General features: G+C 30.1%; 24 protein-coding genes. 15 read left to right on the top strand and 9 right to left on the bottom strand.

Features of this window, described 5'->3' with window-relative positions; genetic code table 11:
- The first annotated feature begins 135 nt into the window (after positions 1-135).
- The gene (locus CLJU_RS13160; RefSeq protein ID WP_013239318.1) at positions 136-1,515 is read left to right on the top strand and encodes an ATP-binding protein; all 1,380 of its coding nucleotides are present in this window, start codon (positions 136-138) and stop codon (positions 1,513-1,515) included.
- A gap of 40 nt (positions 1,516-1,555) precedes the next feature.
- On the opposite strand, the gene CLJU_RS13155 is transcribed toward CLJU_RS13160, so the two are convergent.
- The gene (locus CLJU_RS13155; RefSeq protein WP_013239317.1) at positions 1,556-2,383 is read right to left on the bottom strand and encodes a methyl-accepting chemotaxis protein; all 828 of its coding nucleotides are present in this window, start codon (positions 2,381-2,383) and stop codon (positions 1,556-1,558) included.
- 710 nt (positions 2,384-3,093) lie between these two features.
- On the opposite strand from CLJU_RS13155, the gene CLJU_RS13150 reads away from it, so the two are divergent.
- Positions 3,094-3,798, top strand: coding sequence for an ATP-binding protein (locus CLJU_RS13150; RefSeq protein WP_013239316.1), 705 nt, complete (start codon positions 3,094-3,096; stop codon positions 3,796-3,798).
- A gap of 98 nt (positions 3,799-3,896) precedes the next feature.
- On the opposite strand, the gene iadA is transcribed toward CLJU_RS13150, so the two are convergent.
- Both iadA and CLJU_RS13140 read right to left on the bottom strand, forming a co-directional pair.
- A complete protein-coding gene (iadA, locus tag CLJU_RS13145) occupies positions 3,897-5,063 on the bottom strand; it encodes a beta-aspartyl-peptidase (protein ID WP_013239315.1) in 1,167 nt (388 codons plus the stop codon).
- Between the two features lie 71 nt (positions 5,064-5,134).
- A complete protein-coding gene (locus CLJU_RS13140) occupies positions 5,135-6,124 on the bottom strand; it encodes a biotin--[acetyl-CoA-carboxylase] ligase (RefSeq protein ID WP_013239314.1) in 990 nt (329 codons plus the stop codon).
- Between the two features lie 161 nt (positions 6,125-6,285).
- Between CLJU_RS13140 and CLJU_RS13135 the strand changes: the two genes are divergently transcribed.
- From CLJU_RS13135 to CLJU_RS13095, 9 genes are all read left to right on the top strand, one after another.
- Complete coding sequence (locus CLJU_RS13135) at positions 6,286-6,507, top strand: helix-turn-helix domain-containing protein (RefSeq protein WP_013239313.1); 222 nt, start codon at positions 6,286-6,288, stop codon at positions 6,505-6,507.
- A 261-nt stretch (positions 6,508-6,768) separates the two neighbouring features.
- Entirely contained in the window at positions 6,769-7,680 is a 912-nt protein-coding gene (locus CLJU_RS13130) for a ribonuclease Z (protein ID WP_013239312.1), read from the top strand.
- A 98-nt stretch (positions 7,681-7,778) separates the two neighbouring features.
- Positions 7,779-8,948 carry a PDDEXK nuclease domain-containing protein gene (locus CLJU_RS13125; protein ID WP_013239311.1) on the top strand — a complete coding sequence of 390 codons (1,170 nt, stop codon included), beginning with the start codon at positions 7,779-7,781 and terminating at the stop codon, positions 8,946-8,948.
- A 150-nt stretch (positions 8,949-9,098) separates the two neighbouring features.
- A complete protein-coding gene (locus CLJU_RS13120) occupies positions 9,099-10,547 on the top strand; it encodes an MDR family MFS transporter (protein WP_013239310.1) in 1,449 nt (482 codons plus the stop codon).
- 101 nt (positions 10,548-10,648) lie between these two features.
- The gene (locus CLJU_RS13115) at positions 10,649-11,239 is read left to right on the top strand and encodes a protein kinase-like protein (RefSeq protein WP_013239309.1); all 591 of its coding nucleotides are present in this window, start codon (positions 10,649-10,651) and stop codon (positions 11,237-11,239) included.
- 74 nt (positions 11,240-11,313) lie between these two features.
- Positions 11,314-12,147, top strand: coding sequence for a 5'-methylthioadenosine/S-adenosylhomocysteine nucleosidase family protein (locus tag CLJU_RS13110; protein ID WP_013239308.1), 834 nt, complete (start codon positions 11,314-11,316; stop codon positions 12,145-12,147).
- Positions 12,113-13,126 carry an SPL family radical SAM protein gene (locus tag CLJU_RS13105; protein WP_013239307.1) on the top strand — a complete coding sequence of 338 codons (1,014 nt, stop codon included), beginning with the start codon at positions 12,113-12,115 and terminating at the stop codon, positions 13,124-13,126. Before CLJU_RS13110 ends, CLJU_RS13105 begins: the two co-directional genes overlap by 35 nt.
- Positions 13,127-13,158: 32 nt before the next feature.
- Positions 13,159-13,854, top strand: a complete 696-nt coding sequence (locus CLJU_RS13100; protein ID WP_023161957.1) for an SDR family oxidoreductase — start codon at positions 13,159-13,161, stop codon at positions 13,852-13,854.
- A gap of 119 nt (positions 13,855-13,973) precedes the next feature.
- Positions 13,974-15,065, top strand: a complete 1,092-nt coding sequence (locus CLJU_RS13095; RefSeq protein WP_013239305.1) for a glycerol dehydrogenase — start codon at positions 13,974-13,976, stop codon at positions 15,063-15,065.
- Between the two features lie 49 nt (positions 15,066-15,114).
- Here the strand turns inward: CLJU_RS13095 and CLJU_RS13090 are convergent, their stop codons facing one another.
- From CLJU_RS13090 to CLJU_RS13080, 3 genes are read right to left on the bottom strand one after another with little or no spacing between them, the layout of a single operon-like run.
- Positions 15,115-16,182, bottom strand: a complete 1,068-nt coding sequence (locus CLJU_RS13090; protein ID WP_013239304.1) for an AGE family epimerase/isomerase — start codon at positions 16,180-16,182, stop codon at positions 15,115-15,117.
- Between the two features lie 3 nt (positions 16,183-16,185).
- Positions 16,186-17,346: a glycosyltransferase family 4 protein gene (locus CLJU_RS13085; RefSeq protein ID WP_013239303.1), complete on the bottom strand. Its 1,161-nt coding sequence runs from the start codon at positions 17,344-17,346 to the stop codon at positions 16,186-16,188.
- 20 nt (positions 17,347-17,366) lie between these two features.
- The gene (locus CLJU_RS13080; RefSeq protein WP_013239302.1) at positions 17,367-18,428 is read right to left on the bottom strand and encodes a nucleotidyltransferase family protein; all 1,062 of its coding nucleotides are present in this window, start codon (positions 18,426-18,428) and stop codon (positions 17,367-17,369) included.
- A gap of 573 nt (positions 18,429-19,001) precedes the next feature.
- Here CLJU_RS13080 and CLJU_RS13075 point away from each other — a divergent pair.
- From CLJU_RS13075 to CLJU_RS13065, 3 genes are read left to right on the top strand one after another with little or no spacing between them, the layout of a single operon-like run.
- The gene (locus CLJU_RS13075; RefSeq protein WP_013239301.1) at positions 19,002-20,000 is read left to right on the top strand and encodes an ABC transporter substrate-binding protein; all 999 of its coding nucleotides are present in this window, start codon (positions 19,002-19,004) and stop codon (positions 19,998-20,000) included.
- A complete protein-coding gene (locus CLJU_RS13070; protein ID WP_013239300.1) occupies positions 19,963-20,715 on the top strand; it encodes an ABC transporter permease in 753 nt (250 codons plus the stop codon). Before CLJU_RS13075 ends, CLJU_RS13070 begins: the two co-directional genes overlap by 38 nt.
- A 47-nt stretch (positions 20,716-20,762) precedes the next feature.
- Positions 20,763-21,377 (top strand): ABC transporter ATP-binding protein, encoded by a 615-nt coding sequence (locus CLJU_RS13065; protein ID WP_013239299.1) that lies wholly within the window; start codon positions 20,763-20,765, stop codon positions 21,375-21,377.
- A 65-nt stretch (positions 21,378-21,442) separates the two neighbouring features.
- On the opposite strand, the gene CLJU_RS13060 is transcribed toward CLJU_RS13065, so the two are convergent.
- The 3 genes from CLJU_RS13060 to CLJU_RS13050 all read right to left on the bottom strand — a co-directional run bounded on the left by CLJU_RS13060 (position 21,443) and on the right by CLJU_RS13050 (position 24,380).
- The gene (locus CLJU_RS13060) at positions 21,443-22,300 is read right to left on the bottom strand and encodes a hypothetical protein (protein WP_029170007.1); all 858 of its coding nucleotides are present in this window, start codon (positions 22,298-22,300) and stop codon (positions 21,443-21,445) included.
- Positions 22,287-22,874 carry an RNA polymerase sigma factor gene (locus CLJU_RS13055; RefSeq protein ID WP_013239297.1) on the bottom strand — a complete coding sequence of 196 codons (588 nt, stop codon included), beginning with the start codon at positions 22,872-22,874 and terminating at the stop codon, positions 22,287-22,289. Before CLJU_RS13055 ends, CLJU_RS13060 begins: the two co-directional genes overlap by 14 nt.
- 594 nt (positions 22,875-23,468) lie before the next feature.
- Positions 23,469-24,380 carry an AEC family transporter gene (locus tag CLJU_RS13050; RefSeq protein WP_013239296.1) on the bottom strand — a complete coding sequence of 304 codons (912 nt, stop codon included), beginning with the start codon at positions 24,378-24,380 and terminating at the stop codon, positions 23,469-23,471.
- Positions 24,381-24,908: 528 nt separating this feature from the next.
- Here CLJU_RS13050 and CLJU_RS13045 point away from each other — a divergent pair.
- On the top strand, positions 24,909-26,021 hold the full coding sequence (locus CLJU_RS13045) for an SLC13 family permease (RefSeq protein WP_242825678.1): 1,113 nt from the start codon (positions 24,909-24,911) through the stop codon (positions 26,019-26,021).
- Positions 26,022-26,029 lie beyond the last annotated feature (8 nt).

Here is a 26,029-nt window from a genome sequence, read left to right as displayed (position 1 = left end):
AATTATCCCCCTAATATGCTATAGTTTTAAGTTCATGTATAGTATAACATAGAATTTACAATATGATTTAAAATCATATCCTTGTGTGTTAAAATGAAATATATACTAAAAAAGACACATAGGGGGGTGCTTTTTATGAAAAGCACAAATTCAAAAAATATTTTTGAAATAAGATATGTAAAACTAGCTTTTGATTCAGTATCTATTTATAGAAATTTACTTGAAGATGAAGTAATAAAAAATTTGAGAAATCTTATAAGCTATATTGATATGGAGAAAATCAATATAGGTTACACTGCAAACATGTACAATGATTTCTTTTTTAAATTAGTAAACAGTGGATATTGTTCTCTACAGGAATATATCATGGATAAAGTGATTTTCAATGAAAATCCATTTTCCATGAAAGCTGAAAACAAAGAATTAAAAAAGAAAAATGATGTAATTAAGGAAGCTGCTAAAAACGATTTAAGAAATCTTTGTTGTATTGCTAAATTAACTTCCACAGATGTAAAGGAAAGTGTGTTAAAGTATATTTCTGACAGTAAATTAAAACATGTAGTAGAGAGATTACCGGAGTGGAAAACAGAACTTGATTTTCAAGGAATAAATAGTCCAGGGTATGTAAGAGACATAAAAGAAAAAATTTATAATAGCGGTAGCTGGGATGAATGTGTAGATGATATTCAAGATTTTCATAATCACTATGGTTGTGGAATTTTTGCTCGTTACAGGGCTTTTATGTGGGAACATATTGAGGGCAAAGGCTGCTTTAAGGGAATTGAAAATCCAGATCCCATTGATCTTTCAGATCTTATTGGATATGAGAGAGAGCACCAAATAGTAATAGAAAATACACTGCAGTTTTTAAATGGATTTTTTGCAAACAATGTACTTCTTCATGGAGATAGGGGTACAGGTAAATCATCCACGGTAAAAGCCATACTCAATAAATATTATACTCAAGGACTTCGTATGATTGAACTTCCAAAATCTTATCTTGTTGATTTTCCCAATATAATAAGAAAATTAAAAAACAGGCCTGAAAAATTTATTATATTTATAGATGACCTTGTATTTGGGGATGATGAAGAAAGTTATACTGCACTTAAGTCTATACTTGAAGGAGGACTTGAAAATAAATCCTCTAATATTATAATATATGCTACATCAAATAGGAGACATCTTGTAAAAGAATATTTTAATGAGAGAATGATGTCTTCCTATTCCGGATCAGAAGGGGAAGTACATGAAGGAGATAGTGTGCAAGAAAAACTTTCACTGGCAGATAGATTTGGAATAAATGTAGTATTTGTATCTCCAGATAAAAATAAGTATTTGCAGATTGTAGATGGAATAGCTGAAAGAAGAAAATTAAATATAGACAAAGATACTTTACATAGAGAGGCTCTTAAGTGGGAACTTTGGTACAATGGACGTTCTGCAAGAACTGCAAGACAATTTGTAGATTGGATAGAAGGGCATAACATTATAGAGAAAAATAATATTAATTAAAAGAAAAACTCAGGAAATCAAATTCCTGAGTTTTATTTATTTATTCAGATAAATCTCTAAGCTTGTCTACCAATTCGGATAAGTTATTTATGGAAGAATCTATTTCGTGAATTTTGGAGAATTGGTTATTGAAAGTATCTTTTGTTGATGCAAGGCCTTCAGATATTTTGGCTACAGATTTTTCTATTTCAGTTAATGTAGAATTTATTTCGTTTATAGACTTACTGCTGGAATTAGATAACTTTCTTATCTGGTTTGCTACTACTGTAAATCCTTTTCCCCGATCTCCAGCTCTTGCTGCTTCAATAGATGCATTTAATCCCAGTAGATTAGTTTCAGATGCTATATTTCTTATAAAATTTAAAACTTCATCTGTATTTTTAGTTTTATCAGAGGCATCGTTTACTTCTGATAATAAAACCTCGTTATGTTTTGTCATTTCATCTATGTCAGAAGACAGTACACTTGAGGTTTCTGAAAGAGTTTCTATTGCACTTGACAGTACTTTAGACATCTCAACAAATTTATTGTGTCTTTCCAAACTTTTTACGAGTACTATGCTTCCTATGATTTCATTACCTTCCTTTACAGGTAGTCCTATAGCTTTTATTTCTACACCAAAAGTTTCTTTAGGAACTATAGTAGAAATAGGTTTTCTTGCTTTTATACATTCATAAGCTGCGCCAGTAGGTCTTAAAGGATCACCTGGTTTTGCATTCATATTAATGTTTTTGCTATTTACTACTCTTAAAAAATGAGTTGTAGTTGACATGGTAAAGGCTATTTCATCATCAAAAAAGTAATGCATATAAGGGATTAAGGTATCAAAAGCTTGTTGCAACTTATTATTAATTTCTAATTCGTCCATAAGTATTATGTACCTCCAAATTTTTATGGTATAGTTAAACATTTTCACATATAACTATATCATATATTTTAAATAAGACAAATTTCTAATTGTCGCTAACAAAAATTAAAAGTAACATTTATTAATTTGATTAATATTATAGAAGTATAGAACAGATGATGAAAAGTGAGAATCAATAAATATTTATAAAAATATTAAAAGAAGACAAGGAGGGAAACTTTATGTCATGTAGATGTGGGGGTTACGGAAAAGAGGTAGTAATAATTATAATAATATTATTACTATGCTGCGGTTGTGGTTGTGGACGTTGCTAGTTACTAATACTAAAAAAGCAAATTTCTTAACTTAGCAGTAACCTTTATAAACTTAATTAATATAATAAAGTGTAGAGCAAATGATGAGAAATTAGATAGCTTAGAATTATTTTAGGAAGATAAGGAGGGTTCTTTATGTCATGTAGACACGATGGTAGAGGAAGAGAAGTAGTAATAATAATAATACTGTTATTGTTATGTTGCGGATGTGGATGCAGAAGATAATTGTACAATAAGTAGTAGGGAAGGAAACGAAATTTTCGTTTCCTTTTCTTCATTTAAAAGAAAAGTTATTATTATATGTTATTTACTCTTTAGACTTAGTAACATATGTTACAGATTTTGTGACTGCATTTTATTATAATATAGACAGTAAAGTAAGGAGGAGAAAATACTATGATAAGAAAAATTGTTAATATAAATAAAGAGAAATGCAATGGATGTGGACTTTGCGTAAATGCATGTCATGAAGGTGCTATTGAACTTGTAAAGGGAAAAGCTGAACTTATAAGTGATGAGTACTGTGACGGACTTGGTGACTGTCTTCCTGAATGTCCTACAGGAGCTATAAGCATAATTGAAAGAGAAAGTAAGGATTATGACGAGGAACTAGTTGCTAAAAAGGCTAAAAAAAAGGAAAAGAAAGAAGTTATGCCCTGTGGATGTCCAGGTACAGCAGCTAGAAAGATAGAGAGAGCTTCAGATAAAAATGTGCATATAGATAAAAAGAATTCAGAAAATTTTAGTGCTGCTTCTGAGTTAACACAGTGGCCTGTTCAATTAAGGCTTATAAATACCAATGCACCTTATCTTAGAAATGCAAAGTTACTTGTAGCGGCTGATTGTACTGCATATGCCTGTGGAGATTTTCATAAAAAATTTATAAAGGATCACATTACAGCAATAGGGTGTCCTAAGTTAGACGACATTAAATATTATGAAGATAAATTAACTGAAATTATAGAGAAAAATGATTTGAAAAGTATAACTGTAGTGAGAATGGAAGTACCATGCTGCTTAGGCATTGTAAATGCAGTGAAAAATGCAATGCTTAGGGCAAAGACAATAATTCCTTATGAAGAAGTTATAATATCAATTTAGACAATTCACAATTAATGAGGATTTTCAGCGAAAGTTGAAAATCCTTTAAATTTATTTTGACTTCAGGCAAAATTTTATTAATTGTAAATTGTTAACTGTCAACTGTTTTCAAAGGTTCCATATACTACTGGTTTGTAATTTTGAACCATAATTCTACCTTTACTTATGAGAGTATGTATGTTTAGTTTTTTATCCAATAAAATTAGATCAGCATCATAACCTTCAAGGAGAGAGCCCTTATGTTCAAATTTTAGAAATTTTGCAGGGGATGAAGTGAAAGGAATGATGGATTCTTCCATAGATAGCCCCATTTTTATACACTCTCTTATTGATTCCATATCTGTAGATGGAAGTCCTACAGTTAATTTTGTTAGATTGCCTTTATCATCAAATATAGGCATGCTTCCTCCTGCATCAGAGCTCATAGTTACGTGATAAGGAGATATATTTTCCTTTAGAATTTTACTGTAGAGTTCAGGGGCACTTTGAGCAGTATCCCCTTCATTTTTAATTCCAGTAGTTATATCTATAAATCCACCTATTTTTAAATATTCTAAGGCTTGCTTGGATACTAAACTGTTTCTATTTAAATGTGTAGGCAGCAAGTTTTCAAAAGGTATGTCTGATTTATCTATTAAATCAAATAGAGGAGTCATACCTTTTTTACCATCTCCTAGATGCATGTGAAGTACACCACATTTGCCTGAAATGATTCCACCTATTCTTGTTTCACAAGCTAAATGTATTAAATCTTCTTCAGAAGGATGACTGTCCCTGTGATCGGATACAGCTATTTCACCAGCCCCTATTATTTTATCTACAAGTACAATATCTCCTCTCACACTGTCTGTAAGAGTCCTCGTGGGAACGGAGTAACACCCTGTCCAGCAGTATGTTGTTATGCCTTCCTTTTCAAGAGCCCGGGCTTTAGCTATAAGTCCACCCATATTTCTTGTAATTCCATCTGTTCCCAAAAGCCCTACACAGGTAGTGATACCGTTCAAAGTAAGATTTGTAAGGTTTAGTTCAGGAGTTCTGTTATTGAAGCCTCCTTCACCTCCGGCTCCATTTATATGTATGTGGAGATCAATCAAACCGGGAATTGCAATTAAATCATCGCCATCTATTATTTCAACTGTAGGAAAATTATTAGATGGAAAGTTTATCTTTTTAGATATGTAAGATATTTTATCAAAACAGGTTAATATACTTTTTTTACCCATAGATTTAGGATTAAATAATTCTACATTTTTTATTAAAATCATTTTTTAGCACATCCTTAAATATATTTTGCCGATATTTTTATTATGATTTAAATATAAAAGTTTTAACCATTTTAAATATATTTATCTAAACCCCTTATAGAAATTTCCCCAGATATTAATTTTTCAAAAGAACCATTTTCATATTGTACGATTAATCTACCATCCTCAGCTAGATCTACTGCTTTTGCCTGTCTTTCACTTTTATTTTGAATTATACGTATATTTTTACCTATAGCAGCAGAATTATTTTTGCATACTTCTATAGAGGATTCAATAGTCCCTTTTTGAACGAATTCTTCATATAGAGGTTCAAATTTATTTAATATAGTACCTAAGATAACTTTTCTATCCATAGTTGATCCTGTTTCTATTTTAAGAGAAGTGGCTTTATTTAAAATATCTTCTTGGAAATCTTCTTTGTTTAAGTTTACATTTATGCCTATTCCAGGAATTACATAATTTACTTTATTTAACTCACCGCTCATTTCTGTCAAAATACCGCAAACCTTTTTACCATCTATTACTATATCATTTGGCCATTTTACTTTAGCCTCTATTTTTAATTCTTTTAATCCTTCTATTATGGCAGCAGCAATTATCTGTGTTATCTTTGGAACTTCCATAGGATTTACATTCGGCCTCAATATTATAGAAAAATATATACTTTTATATTTAGGAGATGACCATGTTCTGCCGATCCTGCCGCGTCCTGCAGTTTGTTCTTCGGCTATAATTATAGTTCCATTTTCTTCTTCCTGTTCAGCTAATTTTTTTGCTGTGGTATTTGTAGATCCTATGCTTTCATAATGAATAATTTTTTTGCCTATATATTTTGTATTCAAATAGCCCTTAATTTCTTCAGAAGTAAGTATATCAGGGGAACTTATAAGTTTATATCCTTTTTTAGAGGAAGAGTCTATAGTATAACCTTCTTCCTTTAATGCTTTTATATATTTCCATATAGCAGTACGACTTACACCTAATTTCTCACTTATAAGTTGACCGGAAACAAAGTCATTTCTATTTTCTTTTAGTAAGTAAAGAACTTCATAATGTTTCATGTAAAAACCACCTTATTATAATACTTAATGGTATTATAACACAGTTGTACTATTAAATATTTGTTAGGTTTATATTAAAAAAATAAAATTTATCTGTAAATTCCTGCTTAAAAGTAATATAATCAATTTAAAGAAGTTAATATTAAATAGGGGGTTTTCTTATGTTAAACGGAAAAAAAATTCGTGATATAAGAGTAAGTTTGGGATATACTACTTTGGATATTCAAAATCTTGCTAAAGATACCAGATTTCAAACTTCAATTTCAAAATCTTATTTGGAAGAATTGGAGAGAGGAGATAAGAAAAATCCAAGCCTTGAAAAAGTTGCAGTGATTGCAAAGATACTTGGCTGTAAAATTGATGATTTAATATTAAGTGCATGATTGCCGTAAAAACTTCTTAAATAAAAGTTATAATAGATGAATTATTTTAAAACACTTATATAATTAAGGATTTATCACTGAAGGTGAAGATGATCTCAGGATAAATCCTATTTTTTTATTTTAATCTCTCAAGTGATAAACAGAGTTCTTGGCATAAGATGAAGTATTAGAGCAGGTAGTCATCAGATAAAAAAATTAAATTAAGTTCTAGCTTAAAAATAGACATTAGGCGTATACTAATTAGAAGAGAAGGTGGAAATTATGTTGGATTTATGCTTATTAGGATGTGGGGGAAGTATGCCTGTGCCAGATAGGTACCTTACATCTATGATAGCATCTTATAATGGAAAAAAACTACTTATAGATTGTGGTGAGGGAACTCAAGTTAGCTTAAAAATACTTGGATGTAAAATAAAAAATATAGATGTAATTTTATTTACACACTTTCATGCAGACCACATAGCAGGTCTGCCAGGATTGCTTCTTACCATAGCTAATTCTGGCAGAAATATGCCTATCACGATAATTGGACCTATAGGATTAAGAAAAGTAATAGAGGGACTTATGGTAATAGCACCTGTGCTCCCCTATAGCATAAACTTACTTGAACTTTGTGGTAAAGAAAGTTACTTTGAAAAAATAGGAGATTTTAATATAGATGTATTACCTGTAGACCACGGAATGCCATGTTTTGCATATTCCATAGGTGTAGATAGAAATAGAAAATTTGATAGAGACAAAGCTTTAAAAAATCAAGTGCCGTTAATCCTCTGGAACAGACTTCAAAAGGGAGAAAAGATAGAATATGGAGAAAAAATATATACTCCTGAAATGGTACTTGGAGATAAAAGAAGTGGATTAAAAGTGTCTTATTGTACCGATTCAAGACCAACCCATGAATTAGCTCAATTTGTAGAAAAATCTGATGTATTTATATGTGAGGGGATGTATGGAGAAGATGAAAATATTTCAAAGGCCATTCAGTATAAACATATGTTATTTTCAGAAGCAGCTGCTCTTGCCAAAAGGGCGGAAGTGGGAGAATTGTGGCTTACTCATTTTAGTCCTTCTATGCCTAAACCAGAATTGTATCTACAAAATGCCCAAAGTATATTTGAAAAAACAGTGCTTGGAAAAGATAGATATGTAAAAAGTATAAATTTTAAAGATTAGAAATTACAAATAAATGACTATGACCTGGGTAGTAATATTATATGTTTTACCCTATAATAAAATTATGGGAAAAATTTTATTGTGAGGTGATTTTTTAAATGATAGAACATCATAATGATATGGATACATTTTTTAAGAACTTAGAGGAAGATATAATTCTTTTTAAAAATAAAGCACTGGTAAATATAAATGAGTATATGTTTATGCTCTACTGGAAGATAGGAAATTTAATTTTAATGAGAGAAAAAGAAGGCTGCGAGTCGGAATTTATAAGTGAAACAGTAGAATATCTTAAAGGTAAGTTCCCAGGTAATCTATGCTTTACAGAAAAGAATTTAGAAAATATGGCTAGATTTGCTGAAGAATATAATTCTCAGGATTATGTAAGTCAATTGTCATCTAAAATAAGCTGGTCGTGTAACTTAATTCTCATGAATAAGATAAGAAATGTTGATAAAAGAAAAGAATACATAGATAAGATGTGGGAAAAAGATTGGTCCGTTGAAGATTTAATAGGGGAGATAGATAAAGAGTGTGGAATTGAGGAATTAGACTATGCAGAACTTTTTAATGCAGAATCCCCTGAAAAAGAAAATATTGAAAGTAAAAGCATTATTACTTCTGAGGAAAAAGACTCTGAAGAAGAAAAGAATGAAGAAAAAACAAAAACAAAATCTGAAGACAGTTTTTGTTTCATAAAGGATGCTATTTCAAAAGAACAGGGAGAAGATCTATCTGAAGGTGATATTAAAAAATTTTCTCCTATACTAAAAGATGAGTATCTCATGGATTTTATGGACATTTCAGATGAAATTAAAGAAAAGGCTTTTCAACAGCATTTTATAAAGAGTGTAGTAGAATTTTTCCTGGAATTGAATTCTGGATTTGCCTTAGTAGGAAAAAAACATCATATGGAACTTTCAGGTGGAGATTATTATGAGGATTTACTTTTTTACAATTTGAAATTAAAATGTTATATAGCTGTTGAACTAAAAATAGGGAAATTTAAACCAGAATATCTTGGAATTTTAACTTTCCATCTTTCTGCCATGGATGACTCAGTAAGAGATGAAGGGGACAACTCATCTATAGGTATAGTTTTATGTAAGGATGGAGAAAAGCTAATTGTACAGTATGCCTTTAAGGATGTAGATGATCCTAAAAATGCAGAATATATGTTAAGTGAAAATATACCAGAGCAATTTGAAGGAATATTACCTACTATAAAGGAAATAGGACGTGGAATTAAGATAAAATTAAAAGATTGAAAAAAGGATATTGAATGAAACTTCAGGACTATAAGGCATTTGAAAGAAAATAGGATAGCATACTGACAAGTTATTCCTTTGAAAATGCCATATAAACCTGAGGTTTTTTTAAGGACAAATTTCGGTACTTACTAAAGGATGTGATTTAATATGGAGTCAAAAAACAGAAATATAATAATTGCAATAATGCTAGCTACATTTCTTGGTGCTGTAGAAGGAACTGTTGTAACTACGGCTATTCCAACTATTGTGAAAAGCTTAAATGGGTTTGAATTAATGAGCTGGATATTTTCTATGTACTTACTTACTTCTACTATAACTACGCCTATATATGGTAAATTATCAGATTTATATGGAAGAAAAAATACATTAATTGTAGGAATATCAATATTTTTATTAGGAAGCTTTTTATGTGGAATATCTATGAATATGTATTCACTTATAGCTTTTCGTGCTCTTCAAGGAATAGGTGCAGGCTCAATATTTACAGTAACATATACTATAGTTGGAGATTTATTTGCTGCTTCTGAGAGGGCAAAGATTCAAGGATGGGTAGGTACAGTGTGGGGAGTTGCTAGTCTACTTGGCCCTTTCTTAGGAGGATTTCTAATAGATACACTCTCCTGGCACTGGATATTTTTTATAAATATACCTTTTGGAATAATTTCTATAGTGCTTCTTAAAAATAATTTAAAGGAGAATTTTAAGAAGAGGAAAGTAAGAATAGATTATATGGGAACACTGGTTTTAACTACTTCCATAGTGCTTATTTTGTATGGATTTTTAAGTGTCGGGAAAAAAAGTTCGCCTGACATGGTTCTTCCAGTTATATGCATAGGTGTAGCTTTAGCACTTATGTTTGTATTTTATTTTGTGGAAAAAAAGTCGGAGGAGCCTATCATGCCTTTTGAAATATTTACAAGAGTCAACATAGTTGTCAGTATAATAGGCTTTTTAGTATCAGCTTCACTAATTGCAATTGATGTATATATGCCAATTTATATTCAAAATGTACTTGGATTTGGAGCAACTATTTCAGGCATTTGTATTGCTCCTATGTCATTTACCTGGCTTATATCTTCTATAGTTCTTTCAAAATGGCTGACTATATATAAGGAAAAAAGTATAATTTTAATATGTTCCATTATATTGTTGCTTTCTAGTTTCATTTTATTGACTTTTAGTGTAGGTTCAGCATTACCTTGGATTATATTGTGTGTCTCTATAATGGGTTTTGGTTTTGGAGGTACTTTTACAATTGTCACTATAGTGGTGCAGGATTCTGTAAACTATGATATGAGAGGAGCAGCTACGGCATCAAATATTCTTCTTCGAAATTTAGGACAAACCATAGGTGTGAGCATATTCGGTACTATATTTAATTTAAGTATAATAAAGTATTTCCAGAACATAGGAATAAAAGACATAAATCCAAGTAATCTTTATTCTTCATCTATTTTAAATAGTGGTGTTTCACTTCAATTGATAAAGAAATCTTTGATTTCAGGTTTGCATCTTTTATTTATATGCGTTATTGGAATAAATTTGATTTCTTTCTTATTTGGATTACTTTTTCCAAAGAAATTCAAAATAAAGTAAAAAAATTTTCTATATTACCATGAGATACTTGATTTTAAGTACTCATGTTACAAAATATAGTTTCATACAATATACTAAGAATAATATAGAAAGGTATATTTATGAAGAAAAGGGATGGATATTATATTCAATTAGATAGCGCAGCTGAAAACATGCTTAGGAGGGCAAATTTTTTAGGATGTGGTCATAATGGAATTGTTTATTTATTAGAAGATAATAATAGAGTGATTAAAATATTTAAAAGCAAATATGTTTGCAGAAGTGAATATAACATATTACAAAAAACTAGTAAGAGCAAGTATTTTCCTAAAATATATTCTCATGGGCTTTATTATATTGTGAGAAGTTATGCAAAAGGGGAGAGACTTGATTACTACATTAAACAAAATGGGTTAAATGAAAAAGTTGCAAAGAACATTATTAATCTTATTAAAGAGTTTCAGAAACTCAAGTTTACTAAACTGGATATAAGGTGTAAGGACTTATATTTATGTAAAGATTCTTCCATAAAAGTAATAGATCCTAAAAATAATTATTCCAAATGCTGCGATTATCCAAGACATTTAATGAAAGGATTAGATAAATTGGGAGTATTAGATGAATTTTTAGAATTTGTAAAAGAAGACTATGGTGAAGTTTATGAAGATTGGAACTATAAAATAAAAAGGTATTTATGCAGGGGGATAAAGTAATAGATATTTAATACACTTCAGTGTATATTTAAAGTATAATTATTTATAAATACAGTGGCAACAGGGAGGCAAATATGGTTTTTATAGTAACAGCATTACATTGTGAGGCAAAGCCATTTATAGAAAGGTTTGATTTAAAAAGGGATAATTCCGTAAATAAAATTCAAGTTTTTAAAAATGAAGAAATTGTACTTATAGTAAGTAAAACTGGAGCAATAAATATGGCTTCTGCTTGTGCATATATTATAGCTAAATTTGAAGCTGACCAATACGATACCTTTATAAATATAGGCGTTTGTGGAAGTAAAGATAGAACGTTTCAAATTGGAACATTAGTACTTTGTAATAAAATAATTGATAACATTACGGATAAGGATTTTTATCCTGACATGATATTTAAACATCCTTTTAAAGAAGCATGTTTGGAGAGTTTTGCAAAAATAGTGGATGAAAATGATCTAGAAAAAATAAGAGGAGACATTGTAGACATGGAAGGAGCTGCTTTTTTTCAAGCGGTATCTATATTTATGCCGCCCCATAGAATTTATTCTTTGAAGATAGTATCTGACTATTTGGATGGAACAAATGTAACTGGGGAAAAAGTTACTGAATTAATTTGTGAACAGTTAGATGAAATATGTAGTTGGATACAGGATATCGAACACGAATGTGCAAAACCTAAGGATATATTGGATGAAAAGGACATGAACTATATAAATGAAATAGTATGCAATTTTAATTTATCTGTTTCCATGCAGCACCAGTTAAAGAAGTTAGCTAAAGGATATAAGGTTAGAAATGATAACTTAATCCTAGCTCTTGAGCCCTTTACCCAGATTTACTGTAAGACTAAATATGAGAGGAAGATGTATTTTGAAAAACTTGTACAACAGCTTGAACTTATGTAGTTTTTCTCATATTTATGTGGAAAAAGGGGTTATTGAAAATGAAAATACAAAGAGGATACTGTCTAAGTTTAAAAAATCCAATGTTATAAAAATAAATCATTATAAAGATGTATTTTGCAGACACAATCAAGATTTTCTGGTGCAAAAAAAGTCTCCTAAACTAATACTTGCACGCAATGATGGAAACTTAATTTATGAAGGTGCAAGGGTATGTGATGATTTTGGAAATGAACATTTTTATTATACTTCATCTATTATGAATTGCTTGTATAATTGCGAGTATTGTTATTTGCAAGGAGTTTATTCTTCGGCAAATATAGTTCTATTTGTGAATTTGGAAGATGTTTTCAAACAGGTGGAGTGTATTCTAAAAAAGCACTCCGTTTATTTATGTATATCTTATGATACGGATCTTATGGCCTTTGAAAATATAACAGGTTTTATTAGAAAATGGATACAGTTTGCAGAAAAACATAATAATTTAAAAATAGAGGTAAGAACTAAAAGTTCCAATTTTAAAAGTATAGAAGATGTGGTGCCGCAGGATAATGTAATACTTGCATGGACTCTTTCACCAGAAGAAATTTGCAGGAAATATGAAATGAGTGCTCCAAGTTTTAGGCCCAGGTTGAATAGTATTAAAAGTGCTGTAGATAGGGGATGGAAGGTGAGAGTTTGCTTTGATCCACTGTTATATGTACATAATTGGGAAAAATATTATAAAAATTGTGTAAAAGATACATTTAGGGCTATTCCGGAAGAAAATATACAGGATGTGAGTATTGGTGTATTTAGAATTGGAAAGGATTATTTAAAGAACATGGAGAAAATGAATCCACAATCGCTATTATTGGCTTATCCATTTAAAATTGCAGATGGAACTTGCAGTTATTCAGAAGAGCATCATAAGCTTTTGGTCAATTTTGTATATGATCTGGTTTGCAAATATGTTAAAAAATCTAAAGTGTTTGTACAATAAAAATAATGCAAAATTACAGAGAGGGTGTAAGGATGAAAACTGCAATTGTGACGGGAGCTTCTTCAGGTATAGGATTTGAAATAGCTCAGAGACTATTGAATATGGGTTATAAGGTTTACGGATTTGGTAGAGATTTTTCCAAGGTAGAATTTGATAGTTCTAATTTTATAAGGGAAATCTGTGATATAACAAATACAAATAAATTCTTCCAGAGAATAGATGAAATAAAGGCCAAAGGTGAAATATTTTTACTTGTGAATAATGCCGGAGTAGGATACTTTGGCCCCCATGAAGAATTAAATCCTAGAAAGATACATGAAATGATAACGGTGAATTTAGAAGTACCTATGGTACTCTGTAGTATACTGATGAGGCAGCTTAAGAAAAATAAGGGAGTTATAATAAATATATCATCAGTTACAGCAAAGGAAATAAGCACTTATGGTTGTGCTTATTCTGCTACAAAAGCAGGGTTAACTCATTTTTCTGAAAGTCTTTTTAGTGAAGTGAGAAAAACAGGTGTAAAAATAATAACAATACATCCAGATATGACAAAATCAAATTTCTATAGAAATGCAAATTTCAGTGAAGATGATAGTAGTGAAGACTTTTATATAAGTTGTAAAGATACAGCAGATGTGGTGGAATGGGTACTTAGGGAACCTTCTAACTTGGTAGTAACAGAACTTACTTTAAAACCTCAAAAGCATAGAATAAAGAGAAAGTAGTAAAATATCCACAAATATATTATATTTGTGGATATTTTTAACTTTTGTAACAGAAGGTTTAATGTTATAATACAGATGTATTTTGTTAAAAAAATAACTAAGATTAGGAGTGGTTAAAGATGTCAAGAATTATTATTTCTACAGGAAAATATGTACAGGGAAACGGTGAGCTTAAAAATATATCTAACTACGTTGAAAATCTTGGAGATAGTTTTTTTATCATAGCTAGTGAAAATGGAATTAAGAGAACAAGAGATGCAATAGAAGAAAGTTTTAAAGGAAAAGATTCTTTGTTAGCATTTGAAGCTTTTAATGGAGAATGTTCCAAAAATGAAATAGATAGACTGTGTAAAAAGTTAAAAGAAAATAAAAATAATGTTGTAATTGGCATAGGAGGAGGAAAGATATTTGATACAGCAAAAGCTGTAGCATATTATGCCAAAGTCCCAGTTGTAATAGTTCCAACTATAGCAGCAACAGATGCTCCATGTAGTGCACTTTCTGTAATATATACAGATGAAGGTGTATTTAGTGAATATCTGGCACTTCCTAAAAATCCAGATCTTGTACTTGTAGATTCATCTATAGTTGCAAAAGCACCTGTAAGGCTTTTAGTTTCAGGTATGGGAGATGCATTAGCTACTTATTTTGAGGCAAGAGCTTGTGTCAGATCAGGGGCTGTTACTATGTCAGGCGGAAAGGCTACAAAAGCTGCTTTTGCACTTTCAAAGTTATGCTATGATACGCTTTTAGAAGATGGTCTCAAAGCTAAAATGGCGGTTATAAATAAAGTCCCAACTAAAGCTGTAGAAAATATAATTGAGGCAAATACTTATTTAAGTGGAGTTGGATTTGAAAGCAGCGGACTTGCAGCTGCCCATGCTATTCATAATGGATTTACAGCACTTGAGGAATGTCATGGATTATATCATGGAGAAAAAGTTGCTTTTGGAGCTTTAGTTCAATTGGTTCTTGAAAACAGCCCTATGGAAGAAATAGAAGAGGTCATAGACTTTTGTTTGCAAGTTGGTCTTCCAATTACATTAAATGATTTGGGTATTAAGAAGGTAAATAATGAAGATATAATGAAGGTAGCTGAAATTTCCTGTGCTGAAAATGACACTATGCATAATATGCCATTTGAAGTTACAAAGGAGGATGTATATTCTGCTATACTTGCTGCAGATGAATTAGGAAAGCAATATAAATAGGTATTTAAGTAAAAAATCAACTTATACGCAGTATAAGTTGATTTTTTACTTAGAAGTCTATATATTTTGAGAGAAGGAGCTCTGTTAGTATTTTTGCTATGATGCTTTCAGCTCCTTGATTTAAATTCATTTTATTTTCCATTATTCCATCCATGCCTCCCCTTGTAAAGTTATCTACAAGTGATTTTTTTGCGGAATTTTTACCTAAAAACCATTCATAACATAATTTTGCTTTATCCAAGTATTTTGTGTCTTTAAGTAATTTGTAAGCTTCCATATACATAAGAGCTGTTCCGCAGGCCTCTAAAGGCTGTTCATCAAATTCGCATGGATGAGAATCATTTCTTTTAAACCAACCATTATTTCCTATAGGTTTAAAATAATCCTGTTTAAAACACTGCTGCTCCAAAAAATTTAAAGCTTCTAGGGCAATATCTAGATACTCCCTATTGTTTAATGCATTGCTACTTTTTAAAAGGCACCAGGGAAATATGCCATTACCATAAGTGAGACTATTTTCAAACCACTTCCAGGAATCACTGCTGTAACATTTAAAATTCTCTACAAGAGAATCTGAGAGCGTAATTATATCTTCTTTTACAGTATACTTTGAAATTTTAAATGTAGAACTGGTTTCTAAAAGTTCATCGTAAATCAAATTTAGTCCCAAAAGGCAGTAAGCTTTACTGTGAGTGTAAGACAGTGACTTTACATTGGGTAAGGCTTTTAATATCATATTTTCAACTGCATGTTTTATAGAGGATGGAATAATTTTTGATTGGAGCGTATACCCTAGTGACCACAGGCATCTTCCAAAACAATCTTCAGAGCCTTCCTCTTCAATGAAATTTCTATTGTAGGCCATAAAATTTTTAAAAGTTCCTCTTTTATTTTGAGCATAGAGCAAAAATGAAGTGTATGTAAAAATTAATTTTATATACTTTTCACTTTTGAATTTTTCATACAGCATTACAGCTACAATGAGAGCCCTTGCATTGTCATCTGTAGTGTATCCTGAATTTGGATCCGGAACTGAAAATACACTGTGCTGTATCATTCCAGTATCGTCAGTCATGATAAAAAGGGGTACAGAATCTTTTTCTTCAAAGGTAAGCATATATTACACCACCTGAGTTGCAATTTCACTGCTTTTTATAACAGAAGCAAATAGATTTTCATATTGTGCTGCAACAGAAGGCCATCTCATTTTCATGCCTAACTTCATGGTAGCCTTTTCCATGTTACGCCGCTTAAGTGGGTTATCCAATAAGAAATTCACAGCCTCTGCCAGGGAATCTGCATCTTTAAACTTTGCAAGAAGTCCTCTATTTTTGCTTAACATTTCTTGCGCATACCTATAAGGAGTGGAAACAATAACTCTACCATAGCCTGCTGCATAGGCTAAAGTACCACTTACAGCCTGTTCTTTACCTAAATAAGGAGTCATGTATATATCAGATAAAGTTAGGTATTGCACTATTTCTTTTTTTGTAAGATATTTGTTTATAAACTTTACATTGTTTTGAATATCAAATTGTGATACTAAATTCTTAAGTTTATTTCTATAACTTTCACCTTGTTCCTTTTTTACACAAGGATGAGTTTGCCCTAGCACCAGATAAAGAACTTCAGGATGCTTTTGGGCTACTTTAGAGATAGATTCTATAGCATATTCAATACCTTTTCCAGGACTTAGAAGTCCAAAGGTACTTACTATGCTTCTATCTTTATATCCTAGTTTTTCTTTTAAACAATTTCTATCTTCTACAACAATATCCGGAACTCCATGAGGAATAAGTATGATTTTGTTTTCAGGAATATTATATGTGTTCATCAAAATTTTTATAGAACTTTTTCCCATAGTAATTACTTTCTGGCTCTTATTACCTAAAGTTTTAAGTATAAGTTTTTGTTTCTCAGAAGGTATTGAAAGTATGGTATGAAACGTAGTTATAAATGGAATATTTAAATTATTTACAAAATCTAATATATATTCTCCGCAGTCTCCACCATATATTCCATATTCATGTTCTAATATAACTAAATTAGTATCTGAATTATTTAGCATATTGGCAAGATGAATATAGGATTTTTTGTCAAATTGATTTAAGGTGAAGGATACTTCCTTTGGATATTTATAATTTTCATCATTGACAGCAGCTATTTTATAGGAATTGGAAGAAAACTTATTTTTCAAATTTTTTACAAGATCGGCAGTAAAAGTAGCTATCCCACAGGCACGTGGCGGATAGGTACTCAAAAATACTATATTTTTTTTCAACGATATCACCTCTTAAGTTTTTATATTGCAAGTAAATTATTATTATAATTGTTTGAAACATAAGCTGAATTAGTTATATTGCAATATTTTTCTATAGTGCAATCTGAAGCTACTACAGAATTTGTCAGATTAACATTTTCATGTACATTTATTCTATCCCACAGTACACTCTTGCTTACATTGCAGGAACTACCAATATGGCAGTTGTTACCTAAAACTACATAAGGACCTATCTGAGAGTTTGCTTCAATGATACAGTCCTGACCTATAAATACAGGTCCTATTATTTTAACACTGGGATGAATTTTAACACTTTTATTTTTAAAAATTATATTGCTCTTATTTGTAAGATTTTTTGTTTTCATAAGTTTATTGCAGTTGCTGTACAATATATCTACATGTGCTTTTATATATTTTTTTATTGTGCCTATATCTATCCAGTAGTCGGTGTATTTGTAAGCAGCCATTTTATAGCTTTTATTCAAAAGCAGTGGATAAGTGTCTTTTTCTATAGATACAATTTCCTTTTCAGGTATTTCTTTTAGTACTTCTGGATCAAATATATACACTCCTGCATTTATCCATTTTGAGTTGGTTTCTCCTGCTTTAGGTTTTTCTTTAAAAGCTTTTATATAGCTGTCTCCGTCAAATTCTATAACCCCATACTGAGATGGATCTTTTACTTCAGTCATAGCTATAGAAACAGAAGCTCTTTTTTCTCTATGAAATTTTATGAAATCAGAGTAGCATAGATTATGTACTATATCTGAATTCATGATTATAAAAGTGTCATCAAAGAAACTTTCAGCATTTTTTATGGCGCCTCCTGTACCTAAAGGCAAGTCTTCGGAGATATAATGTATTTTTAATCCATATTTTTTACCATCACCTAAATAATTTTCAATATAATCAGATTTATAACAGGTGCTTATGACAATTTCACTAACACCAGATTCTTTTAACTTTAGTATAGTTCTTTCTATAAGCGGTTTACCCATAATTGGGACCATTGGTTTTGGAAGTTTGTCTGTCAAAGGTCTTAGTCTAGTGCCTTTGCCTCCAGCTAAAAGTAATGCTTTCATATTGATTCCTCCTTATGCTGAACAAATTTTTGAAATTTAATAAACATCTTAAATATATAGCTACAAAGATGCTTAGGCATTTTCAAAGAAATAACCAGTCAGTATGCTAGCCTATTTTTTACCATACTTCGTCGCCAGAACCCTTAGATAGGATTCACTATCTGCGGAACCTGCCTCCTAGTCTGATAAAAAATATTCGTCGCATCTTTGACTCGTTATTTTCTTTCAAATGCCTTTATTAATAAATATTTTTCAGTTATTAACAATTATCTTTTTAAAGGTAATACTTTTAGATAACTATTGCTGATCTTAAACTTAAAGTAAAAGATCAGGTTAAGATATGGATTGATAACTGTGAAATTTAAGATATTTTTAATATACTAAATTGATAGCAATTTATGGTATATATTGTTAATACTTTTATTTTAATCCAAAAGGTTTATTATGTCAACCTATATTTTTAAAAATTCTAAATATAAAATTAATTAAAGCTTGGAGATAATGTTATAATAAAATAAATAATAAATAGAATTATGTCTATGTTTTAAGTTAATTAGCTATAGGAGGAATTTTATGAAAAAGAAGATAGGTATATTTATAATGTCATTTATGATTATAATTTCAACCCTATTTGCAGCAGGTTGTTCTAATGATTCAACTGCAACTTCAGCTTCAGCTAAAAAAGATAAAATTAAAATAGCTGCTTTAAAGGGACCTACTGGAATGGGTATGGCAAAACTTATGGAAAACAAGAATGATTATGATATTACTGTTTACAATTCTGCAGATCAAATAGTGTCTAAAATTGTAAATGGAGAATTGGATGGTGCGGCAGTTCCATCTAACCTTGCACCAATTTTATATAATAAAACCAAAGGTCAAGTTGAGTTAGTTGGAATAAATACATTAGGTGTCTTATACATTGTGGAAAATGGAAATACAGTAAACAGCATAGCTGACTTGAAGGGAAAGACCATTTATTCAAGTGGTAAGGGATCTACTCCTGAGTATGTACTAAATTACATATTAAAGAAGAATGGATTGGAGCCAGGAAAAGATTTGACTATTGATTATAAAATGGATCACAGTGATCTAGCTGAAGCAATAGCATCTAAAAAAGTGGATCTAGCTGTTTTACCAGAACCTTTTGTGACTACAACTAAAATGAAAGACAGTAACTTGAGAATACCTATAGATTTGACAAAAGAGTGGGACAAGGCTTCCCAAGGACAGAGCAAGCTTGTAATGGGAACTTTAGTTTTTAGAAAATCATTTATAGACAAGAGAGGAAAGGATTTAGACAGCTTCTTGAGCAAATATAAAGAATCAGTAGACTTTGTAAATAAAAATAAACAAGAATCAGGAGAACTTATAGCAAAGGAAAGTATAATTCCAAAGGCTAAAGTAGCAGAAATGGCTATTCCAAAGAGTAACATAGTATTTATAAGTGCTAAAGATGGAAAGCAGGCCTTGGAGAAATTTTATGAAGTTTTAAACGAGAATAATCCAAAATCCATTGGAGGAAAAATGCCGGATGAAAATTTCTATTACAGTGGAAACAAAAATAATTAAAAAACTATCTATACTAATATTTTGGATGCTGATTTGGGAGCTTTGCTCCCTTTTTATGAATAATTCTCTTCTTTTACCTTCACCATTTGAAGTACTAAAAACCCTAATAATTCTAATGGGGAAAAATTATTTTTGGAAAAGCGTTTTTAATAGTATATTAAGAGTGATTATTGGAATTTTATTATCCATAGCTATTGGAATTATAACTGGTGTAATTGCAGGAATGAATAAATCTATAGAAGAATTATTAGAACCCCTTGTAGTTACTGTAAAATCTACTCCAGTTATATCTATAATTATTATAGCTTTAGTATGGTTCAATTCATCTAATGTGGTGATTTTTACAGCTATACTTATATGTTTTCCAATAATATATACAAATGTAATTGAAGGTATAAAGTCTGTAGATAAATATTTAATACAGATGGCGAGTGTATATAATGTAAAGCAAAAGTATGTGATAAAAGATATATATCTACCGAGTATAAAAAATTATATTATATCAGGAATATTTATGTGTCTTGGAATTGGATGGAAGGTTTCAGTGGCATCTGAAGTGTTAAGTACTCCTAATTATTCTATAGGACTAAATCTTTTGAATGCTAAAACAACTTTGGAAACACCAGAACTCTTTGCGTGGACTATTGTAATTGTAATTTTAAGTTTTATTTTTGAAAAAATATTTAAGTATTACTTGAGTAGAGCAAAAAAGTAGTTGCTTACTAAAATTGTGAATTGTGCATTGATAAAGAGGGTGATTTTATGGAAAAGAAAAATGAAGACCAATATGAAGTTACAATAAGTAGATTGAGTAAATACTATGAGGGAGTACCTGTTTTTTATAATTTAAATATGAAATTCTTGAAAAATAGGATTACAGCTATTCTTGGACCCTCAGGATGCGGTAAGACTACATTGTTAAATATAATAAGTGGAATTGAAAAAGATTATAATGGAGAAGTTAATTTAAAAGGCAGTACCATATCTTATGTATTTCAAGAGGATAGATTGATTCCATATCTTAGTGTATATGATAATGTGGCTTTTGTATTAAAATCTACTATGGACAAAGGTAGAGTGGATTTAGCTGTAAGAAAATTTTTGAATATGGTAGAATTGTGGGATTATAAAGACAAGCTCCCTTATAAATTAAGTGGAGGAATGAAAAGAAGAGTTGCACTTGCTAGGGCATTTGCCTATAAAAGCGATCTGCTTTTGATGGATGAGCCCTTTAAGGGACTTGATGATAAATTAAAAAGTAATATAATAGAGAAATTTTTAATGATTTACAGCGAAAATAGAAGGACTATTATACTGGTTACTCATGACAAAGCAGAAGCTGAACAATTAGGTGATGTGATCTATTCACTGGATTAAAAATTTTAAATTTACTAATATATGGCTGGTATAAGTGAATTTTATACTTATACCAGCCATAACAACTATTTGGAGCTTATTACATATTGAGCCAATTCAGACATTTGACTTTCACTTAAATTGCCCATAGAAGTAAGTTGATAGTTTATACCATTATCTTTCCACTTTAATGCACATTCTTGGCTAAACTTTTCTTTGAGCTTAACATTTTTATTTTTGCTTCCAATACCAATTAGAACTTCCTTGCCATCTTTAATATCCTGCTTTTCTTTAGCTGAAAATTTAGTGCCTTCAGGTGCTTCATGTACTTTATATTGTGTAAAATATCCTGTAATGCTGCCTATTTTTACAGGTACGGCATTTTTAAATATTGGAGCATCTGCTTCTACAGATCTTTTTGCAGCTCCAAGAGTTAAGGTTGTTTTTCTATCATTATTTATGGTATAGGTTGCATATGCGCCTCTATTATCATATTGTTTATCCGGGGTTGCACCATCTATATGTCCATCTACACCGGCTTCAACCAGCATATATCCTCCAGAAAGAGAGTCAGGTATTTTTACAATATAACCTAAATCTTTTTGTAAATCTGCTTTAGATGGAGCTTTATTGTAATCCTTCACATCTGTATAACCATCAACATATTTACCTATACTCTGAAGAGCTGAAGCCCTTAAATTTGGAGATGCAACAACTGAGCCTGCCAGTATAAGAAATCCGCAGGAAGCAGCAATGACAGTTTTTTTAATATTTAAACTAAAAGGTAAGAATTTTTCTCTAGACATATATTTATCACTCCTATTTGATTTAATTTCAGATTTTATATTTTCAAACATGTTATCAGATGGTACTATATCCTGAGATTTGTTTAATAAAGCTTTTTTTATATTTTTATCAAATTGTTCTTGATTAAGCATTTTCATTACACCTCACATCCTTATTATCATTGAAATAGTAACCTTCAAAATTTTCAGTTAAAAATTCTTTCTTAAGTAATTTCCTAGCGTTATGCAGTCGAGATTTTATCGTACCTTCAAAACATCCTAATACATGTGCTATTTCTTTTATGGACAACTCATTATAATAGTATAGGATAACGGTTGTTTTTAAAGGCATACTCAATTTATCAAGGGCCTTATCCACAAGATGTTTTATTTCATTTTTTTCTGTTATGTCAGATAGTGAGTTGCTTGAAACTGTATTTTTATCATTGATATCATCAATACACAGGTTGTTTTTTTGTTTTGAACAGTACCTCCAGCATATTCTTGTAAGAAGGCGATAGAACCATGATTCAAAAGCCTCTGCTTTTTTTAATTTTTTTATTTGATTGAAACATTTTATAAATGCTTCTTGAGCTATATCTTCTGCAATATCTTTTTGACCGGTTATAAGATATACAGTACGTACAGCTTTTACACTGTATTCTTCAAATAATATATTAAAGGCATCTAGATCACCTTCTTTACAGCGCTGTATTATGTCGATGTTATTCACTTAATTACCTCCTTTTTTAGGTGCACCTATTATATAAGAGACACCTTAGCTCAAAAAGGTTCAAAAATTTATATAATTTCTGTATAGAGTGTCTAAACGAAAAATCAACTTATACTCCTGATATTTTTTACAAACTTTAGCTCATTAAATATTTTGATAATTCTAAGTAAAAAATTCTAAAAAAGCTTCATTATTGTAAAAATATGCCTGCGTATAAGTTGATTTTTTAGTTAGAATACCTATGCAGATTGTAAAGTTTAAAACTAAATTTATAACTTTAGCATTTAAATTAAACTGGAAATTTGGATAAGTTTAACTGTAGAGTTAACCATCTATATATGAGTGATTCTAATTGAAATTTTAACTTATACATAAAATATACTAACAAAATTGAAAGCACATTTAAAAACTTTTTTTATAAGTCTTAGTGAGGTATTTTAGAAAATCTTAGAAGCTTATATATGTCTGAGGTACGAGTTTATATAAGCTTCTTTAGATTTTCAAAATACCGAGCTTTAGACTTATAAAAAGTTTTTAGTGTGATGAAATTTGTTAGTATATGGCTGGTATAAGTTAATTTTCTGGTTAGAAATTCTATATAAAAAGTTTAATTACAATTGGTATAGTAACTATTGAAAGCAGTGATGAAAAGGATACTATAAAAGCAGAATACTCTTTATTTTTGTTAAAGTTTTCTGCAAAAATTGTTGTAAATGCTCCAGCAGGCATAGCTTGCATTAAGATTAATGTCTTTAATACCATGGAATGTTCTTTAAATAAGAGCGAAACCAAGTATAATGCTGCTGGTATAAGTATAAGTTTTATGAGTGAACCATAATACATACTCTTGTCTTTAATGATTTTACTAAGCTCACTTCTTGACAATAAACTTCCTATTATAAGCATAGATATAGGAGTTGTTAGGCTTCCCACCATCTTCATTGTGCTCATAAAAATAGGGGGAATTTTTATTGAAAATATCATAATTAAAAGTCCAATTACTGCAGAAACTATTCCTGGATTTTTAAGAGATTTTATTACTTCTTTAAAGCTGCTTGTATTATTAAATAACATTACACCATAAGTCCATACAAAGATATTGAAAACCATGTTAAATATAGCAGCATAAACGACTCCTTCGTTTCCAAAAATACTTTGAGCTACAGGAAATCCCATAAAGCCGCAGTTTGAAAACACCATTGCAAATTCAAGAACGTTCTTCTTGCTTTTATCAACTCCTATAAGCAAAGGCTTTACTAATAGTGGAGTTAATATAAATATTATGAAGCTGTAGATAAAAGTCCTTATAATATTATTTGCAACGTTTGAACCATAAGAAATACTAAATGAAGAAATAACTAAAAAAGGAGTGGTTATTTCTACTAATAGCTTGGACAATCCATTTGATAAATTTTCATCTATAATATTTTTCTTTCCTCCATAAAAACCTACTAATGCAACTAAAAATAACGATATTATTTGAGTTATTACTGTATTTGTTCCCATATATTAACCTTCCTGTTATTTATTGTTCTTATCTGATGGCTACTTACTGTAACACTCCCACGCACACAGCGAAAGCGACTATACCAAATCAAAGATTTGGAATATCTGCTTTTCTATCAAAGTGGGAGATAACAGTAGCTACGCCCCTAGATAATTCATCTAAACTTAGTGGGAGAAACAAAATCCCACTAAGTAAGATTCATTGATAAAAAATTATATAAACAAATTTATCATATACAGATAAGATGTAAGTTGTCAAACATTAAATTAGCAATTGAAAAGCTTTTACATCTGACTCAAATAGCGTATAAAGGTGGATAAATAAGAAATTGAAATAAATATTGACTTATTAGTAAATAAGATTTACACTAATGTTTGATAAACTGGTTCTTTCTATATAATTCGTTAGAATTATGGATTGGATAGAAAAGTTTAGCGGCAATAAGTTTTACATTGCGGCAACGTAGACAAGCCTTGTGCTGATTTTGAAGTACGGGTAATTTTTTGATGTTTTCTCTAGGGGGAAATATGGCTATAAATGTGTTAAATAAAATAAAATTAAAATTGTGTGAAGATATTTTTTTCTCGGCTTCTTTATTAGCAGTAATAATTACTTCTTTTTTTAATATCCCTCGTATAGATTACATAGATTTCAAAGTAATAGCTTGCTTATTTGAATTAATGATTATAATAAAAGTTTTTGAAGAATACTCTTTGCTTAGTTACATTTCGGTAGCTATTTTAAATAGTTGTAAAAATCAAAGAATATTAACTCAAGTATTGTGTTTAATTTCATTTGTATTTTCAATGCTTTTAACAAATGATGTGTCATTATTGACGGTGCTGCCCATTATGGTGTTAATCTCACAGAAAAGTGATTTTAATATTATTATACCTTCAGTTATGGTAACAATTTCTGCAAATTTGGGAAGCAGTGCAACACCCATGGGGAATCCACAAAATCTTTATATTTTTTCATTTTTTAAACTAAATGCAAAAAGTTTTTTCAATTTTTCACTACCAATTTGTATTATTAGTTTAATTTTAATTATATTAATAAGTTTTATTATTAAGCCAAAGCAAATTAATTGTGATATGAGTTGCATTAAAATAGTTGAAAAAAAGAAAATTAGTATATTTTCAATATTATTTGTTCTTATAATTTTAAGTGTTTTTGGTATGGTGTATTATTTAGCTTCATTATTTGTAGTAGTACTAATTACTCTCATTTTAAACAAAAGTACCTTTAAAAAGGTTGATTATAAATTGCTAATTACTTTTATATGCTTTTTTATTGCAGTTGGCAATATATCAAATATATCTATTTTGAAAAGTAATTTATCAAATATTACTCAAACCATGGGAGCAAGTTATATTGTCTCGATTATTTTAAGTCAAATAATCAGCAATGTACCGAGCACAATTTTGTTGGCTCCTTTTACAAAATATAGCTATGCTTTATTTTGCGGTGCAAATATTGGGGGACTTGGAACTCCAATTGCTTCTTTAGCTAGCCTTATTTCATATAAGATATTTGCCAATGAATATCCACAGAAGAAGAAGGAATATTTAGTGAAATTTACTATTTTAAACTTTTTTTTCTTAGTTGTTCTAGGAACTTTTTTTTATAGTAGAATGTGAAAAATGGG

The sequence above is a fragment of the Clostridium ljungdahlii DSM 13528 genome (genome assembly GCF_000143685.1).
Lineage (GTDB): Bacteria > Bacillota > Clostridia > Clostridiales > Clostridiaceae > Clostridium_B > Clostridium_B ljungdahlii.
This window is presented reverse-complemented; position numbering and strand designations above follow the sequence as displayed.

Bases quoted from the DNA above. Each gene is read 5' to 3' on its own strand.
- CLJU_RS13160 (WP_013239318.1), top strand. From the start codon at position 136: ATGAAAAGCACAAATTCAAAAAATATTTTTGAAATAAGATATGTAAAA.
- CLJU_RS13155 (WP_013239317.1), bottom strand. From the start codon at position 2,383: ATGGACGAATTAGAAATTAATAATAAGTTGCAACAAGCTTTTGATACC.
- CLJU_RS13150 (WP_013239316.1), top strand. From the start codon at position 3,094: ATGATAAGAAAAATTGTTAATATAAATAAAGAGAAATGCAATGGATGT.
- iadA (WP_013239315.1), bottom strand. From the start codon at position 5,063: ATGATTTTAATAAAAAATGTAGAATTATTTAATCCTAAATCTATGGGT.
- CLJU_RS13140 (WP_013239314.1), bottom strand. From the start codon at position 6,124: ATGAAACATTATGAAGTTCTTTACTTACTAAAAGAAAATAGAAATGAC.
- CLJU_RS13135 (WP_013239313.1), top strand. From the start codon at position 6,286: ATGTTAAACGGAAAAAAAATTCGTGATATAAGAGTAAGTTTGGGATAT.
- CLJU_RS13130 (WP_013239312.1), top strand. From the start codon at position 6,769: ATGTTGGATTTATGCTTATTAGGATGTGGGGGAAGTATGCCTGTGCCA.
- CLJU_RS13125 (WP_013239311.1), top strand. From the start codon at position 7,779: ATGATAGAACATCATAATGATATGGATACATTTTTTAAGAACTTAGAG.
- CLJU_RS13120 (WP_013239310.1), top strand. From the start codon at position 9,099: ATGGAGTCAAAAAACAGAAATATAATAATTGCAATAATGCTAGCTACA.
- CLJU_RS13115 (WP_013239309.1), top strand. From the start codon at position 10,649: ATGAAGAAAAGGGATGGATATTATATTCAATTAGATAGCGCAGCTGAA.
- CLJU_RS13110 (WP_013239308.1), top strand. From the start codon at position 11,314: ATGGTTTTTATAGTAACAGCATTACATTGTGAGGCAAAGCCATTTATA.
- CLJU_RS13100 (WP_023161957.1), top strand. From the start codon at position 13,159: ATGAAAACTGCAATTGTGACGGGAGCTTCTTCAGGTATAGGATTTGAA.
- CLJU_RS13095 (WP_013239305.1), top strand. From the start codon at position 13,974: ATGTCAAGAATTATTATTTCTACAGGAAAATATGTACAGGGAAACGGT.
- CLJU_RS13090 (WP_013239304.1), bottom strand. From the start codon at position 16,182: ATGCTTACCTTTGAAGAAAAAGATTCTGTACCCCTTTTTATCATGACT.
- CLJU_RS13080 (WP_013239302.1), bottom strand. From the start codon at position 18,428: ATGAAAGCATTACTTTTAGCTGGAGGCAAAGGCACTAGACTAAGACCT.
- CLJU_RS13075 (WP_013239301.1), top strand. From the start codon at position 19,002: ATGAAAAAGAAGATAGGTATATTTATAATGTCATTTATGATTATAATT.
- CLJU_RS13070 (WP_013239300.1), top strand. From the start codon at position 19,963: ATGAAAATTTCTATTACAGTGGAAACAAAAATAATTAAAAAACTATCT.
- CLJU_RS13065 (WP_013239299.1), top strand. From the start codon at position 20,763: ATGGAAAAGAAAAATGAAGACCAATATGAAGTTACAATAAGTAGATTG.
- CLJU_RS13060 (WP_029170007.1), bottom strand. From the start codon at position 22,300: ATGAAAATGCTTAATCAAGAACAATTTGATAAAAATATAAAAAAAGCT.
- CLJU_RS13050 (WP_013239296.1), bottom strand. From the start codon at position 24,380: ATGGGAACAAATACAGTAATAACTCAAATAATATCGTTATTTTTAGTT.
- CLJU_RS13045 (WP_242825678.1), top strand. From the start codon at position 24,909: ATGGCTATAAATGTGTTAAATAAAATAAAATTAAAATTGTGTGAAGAT.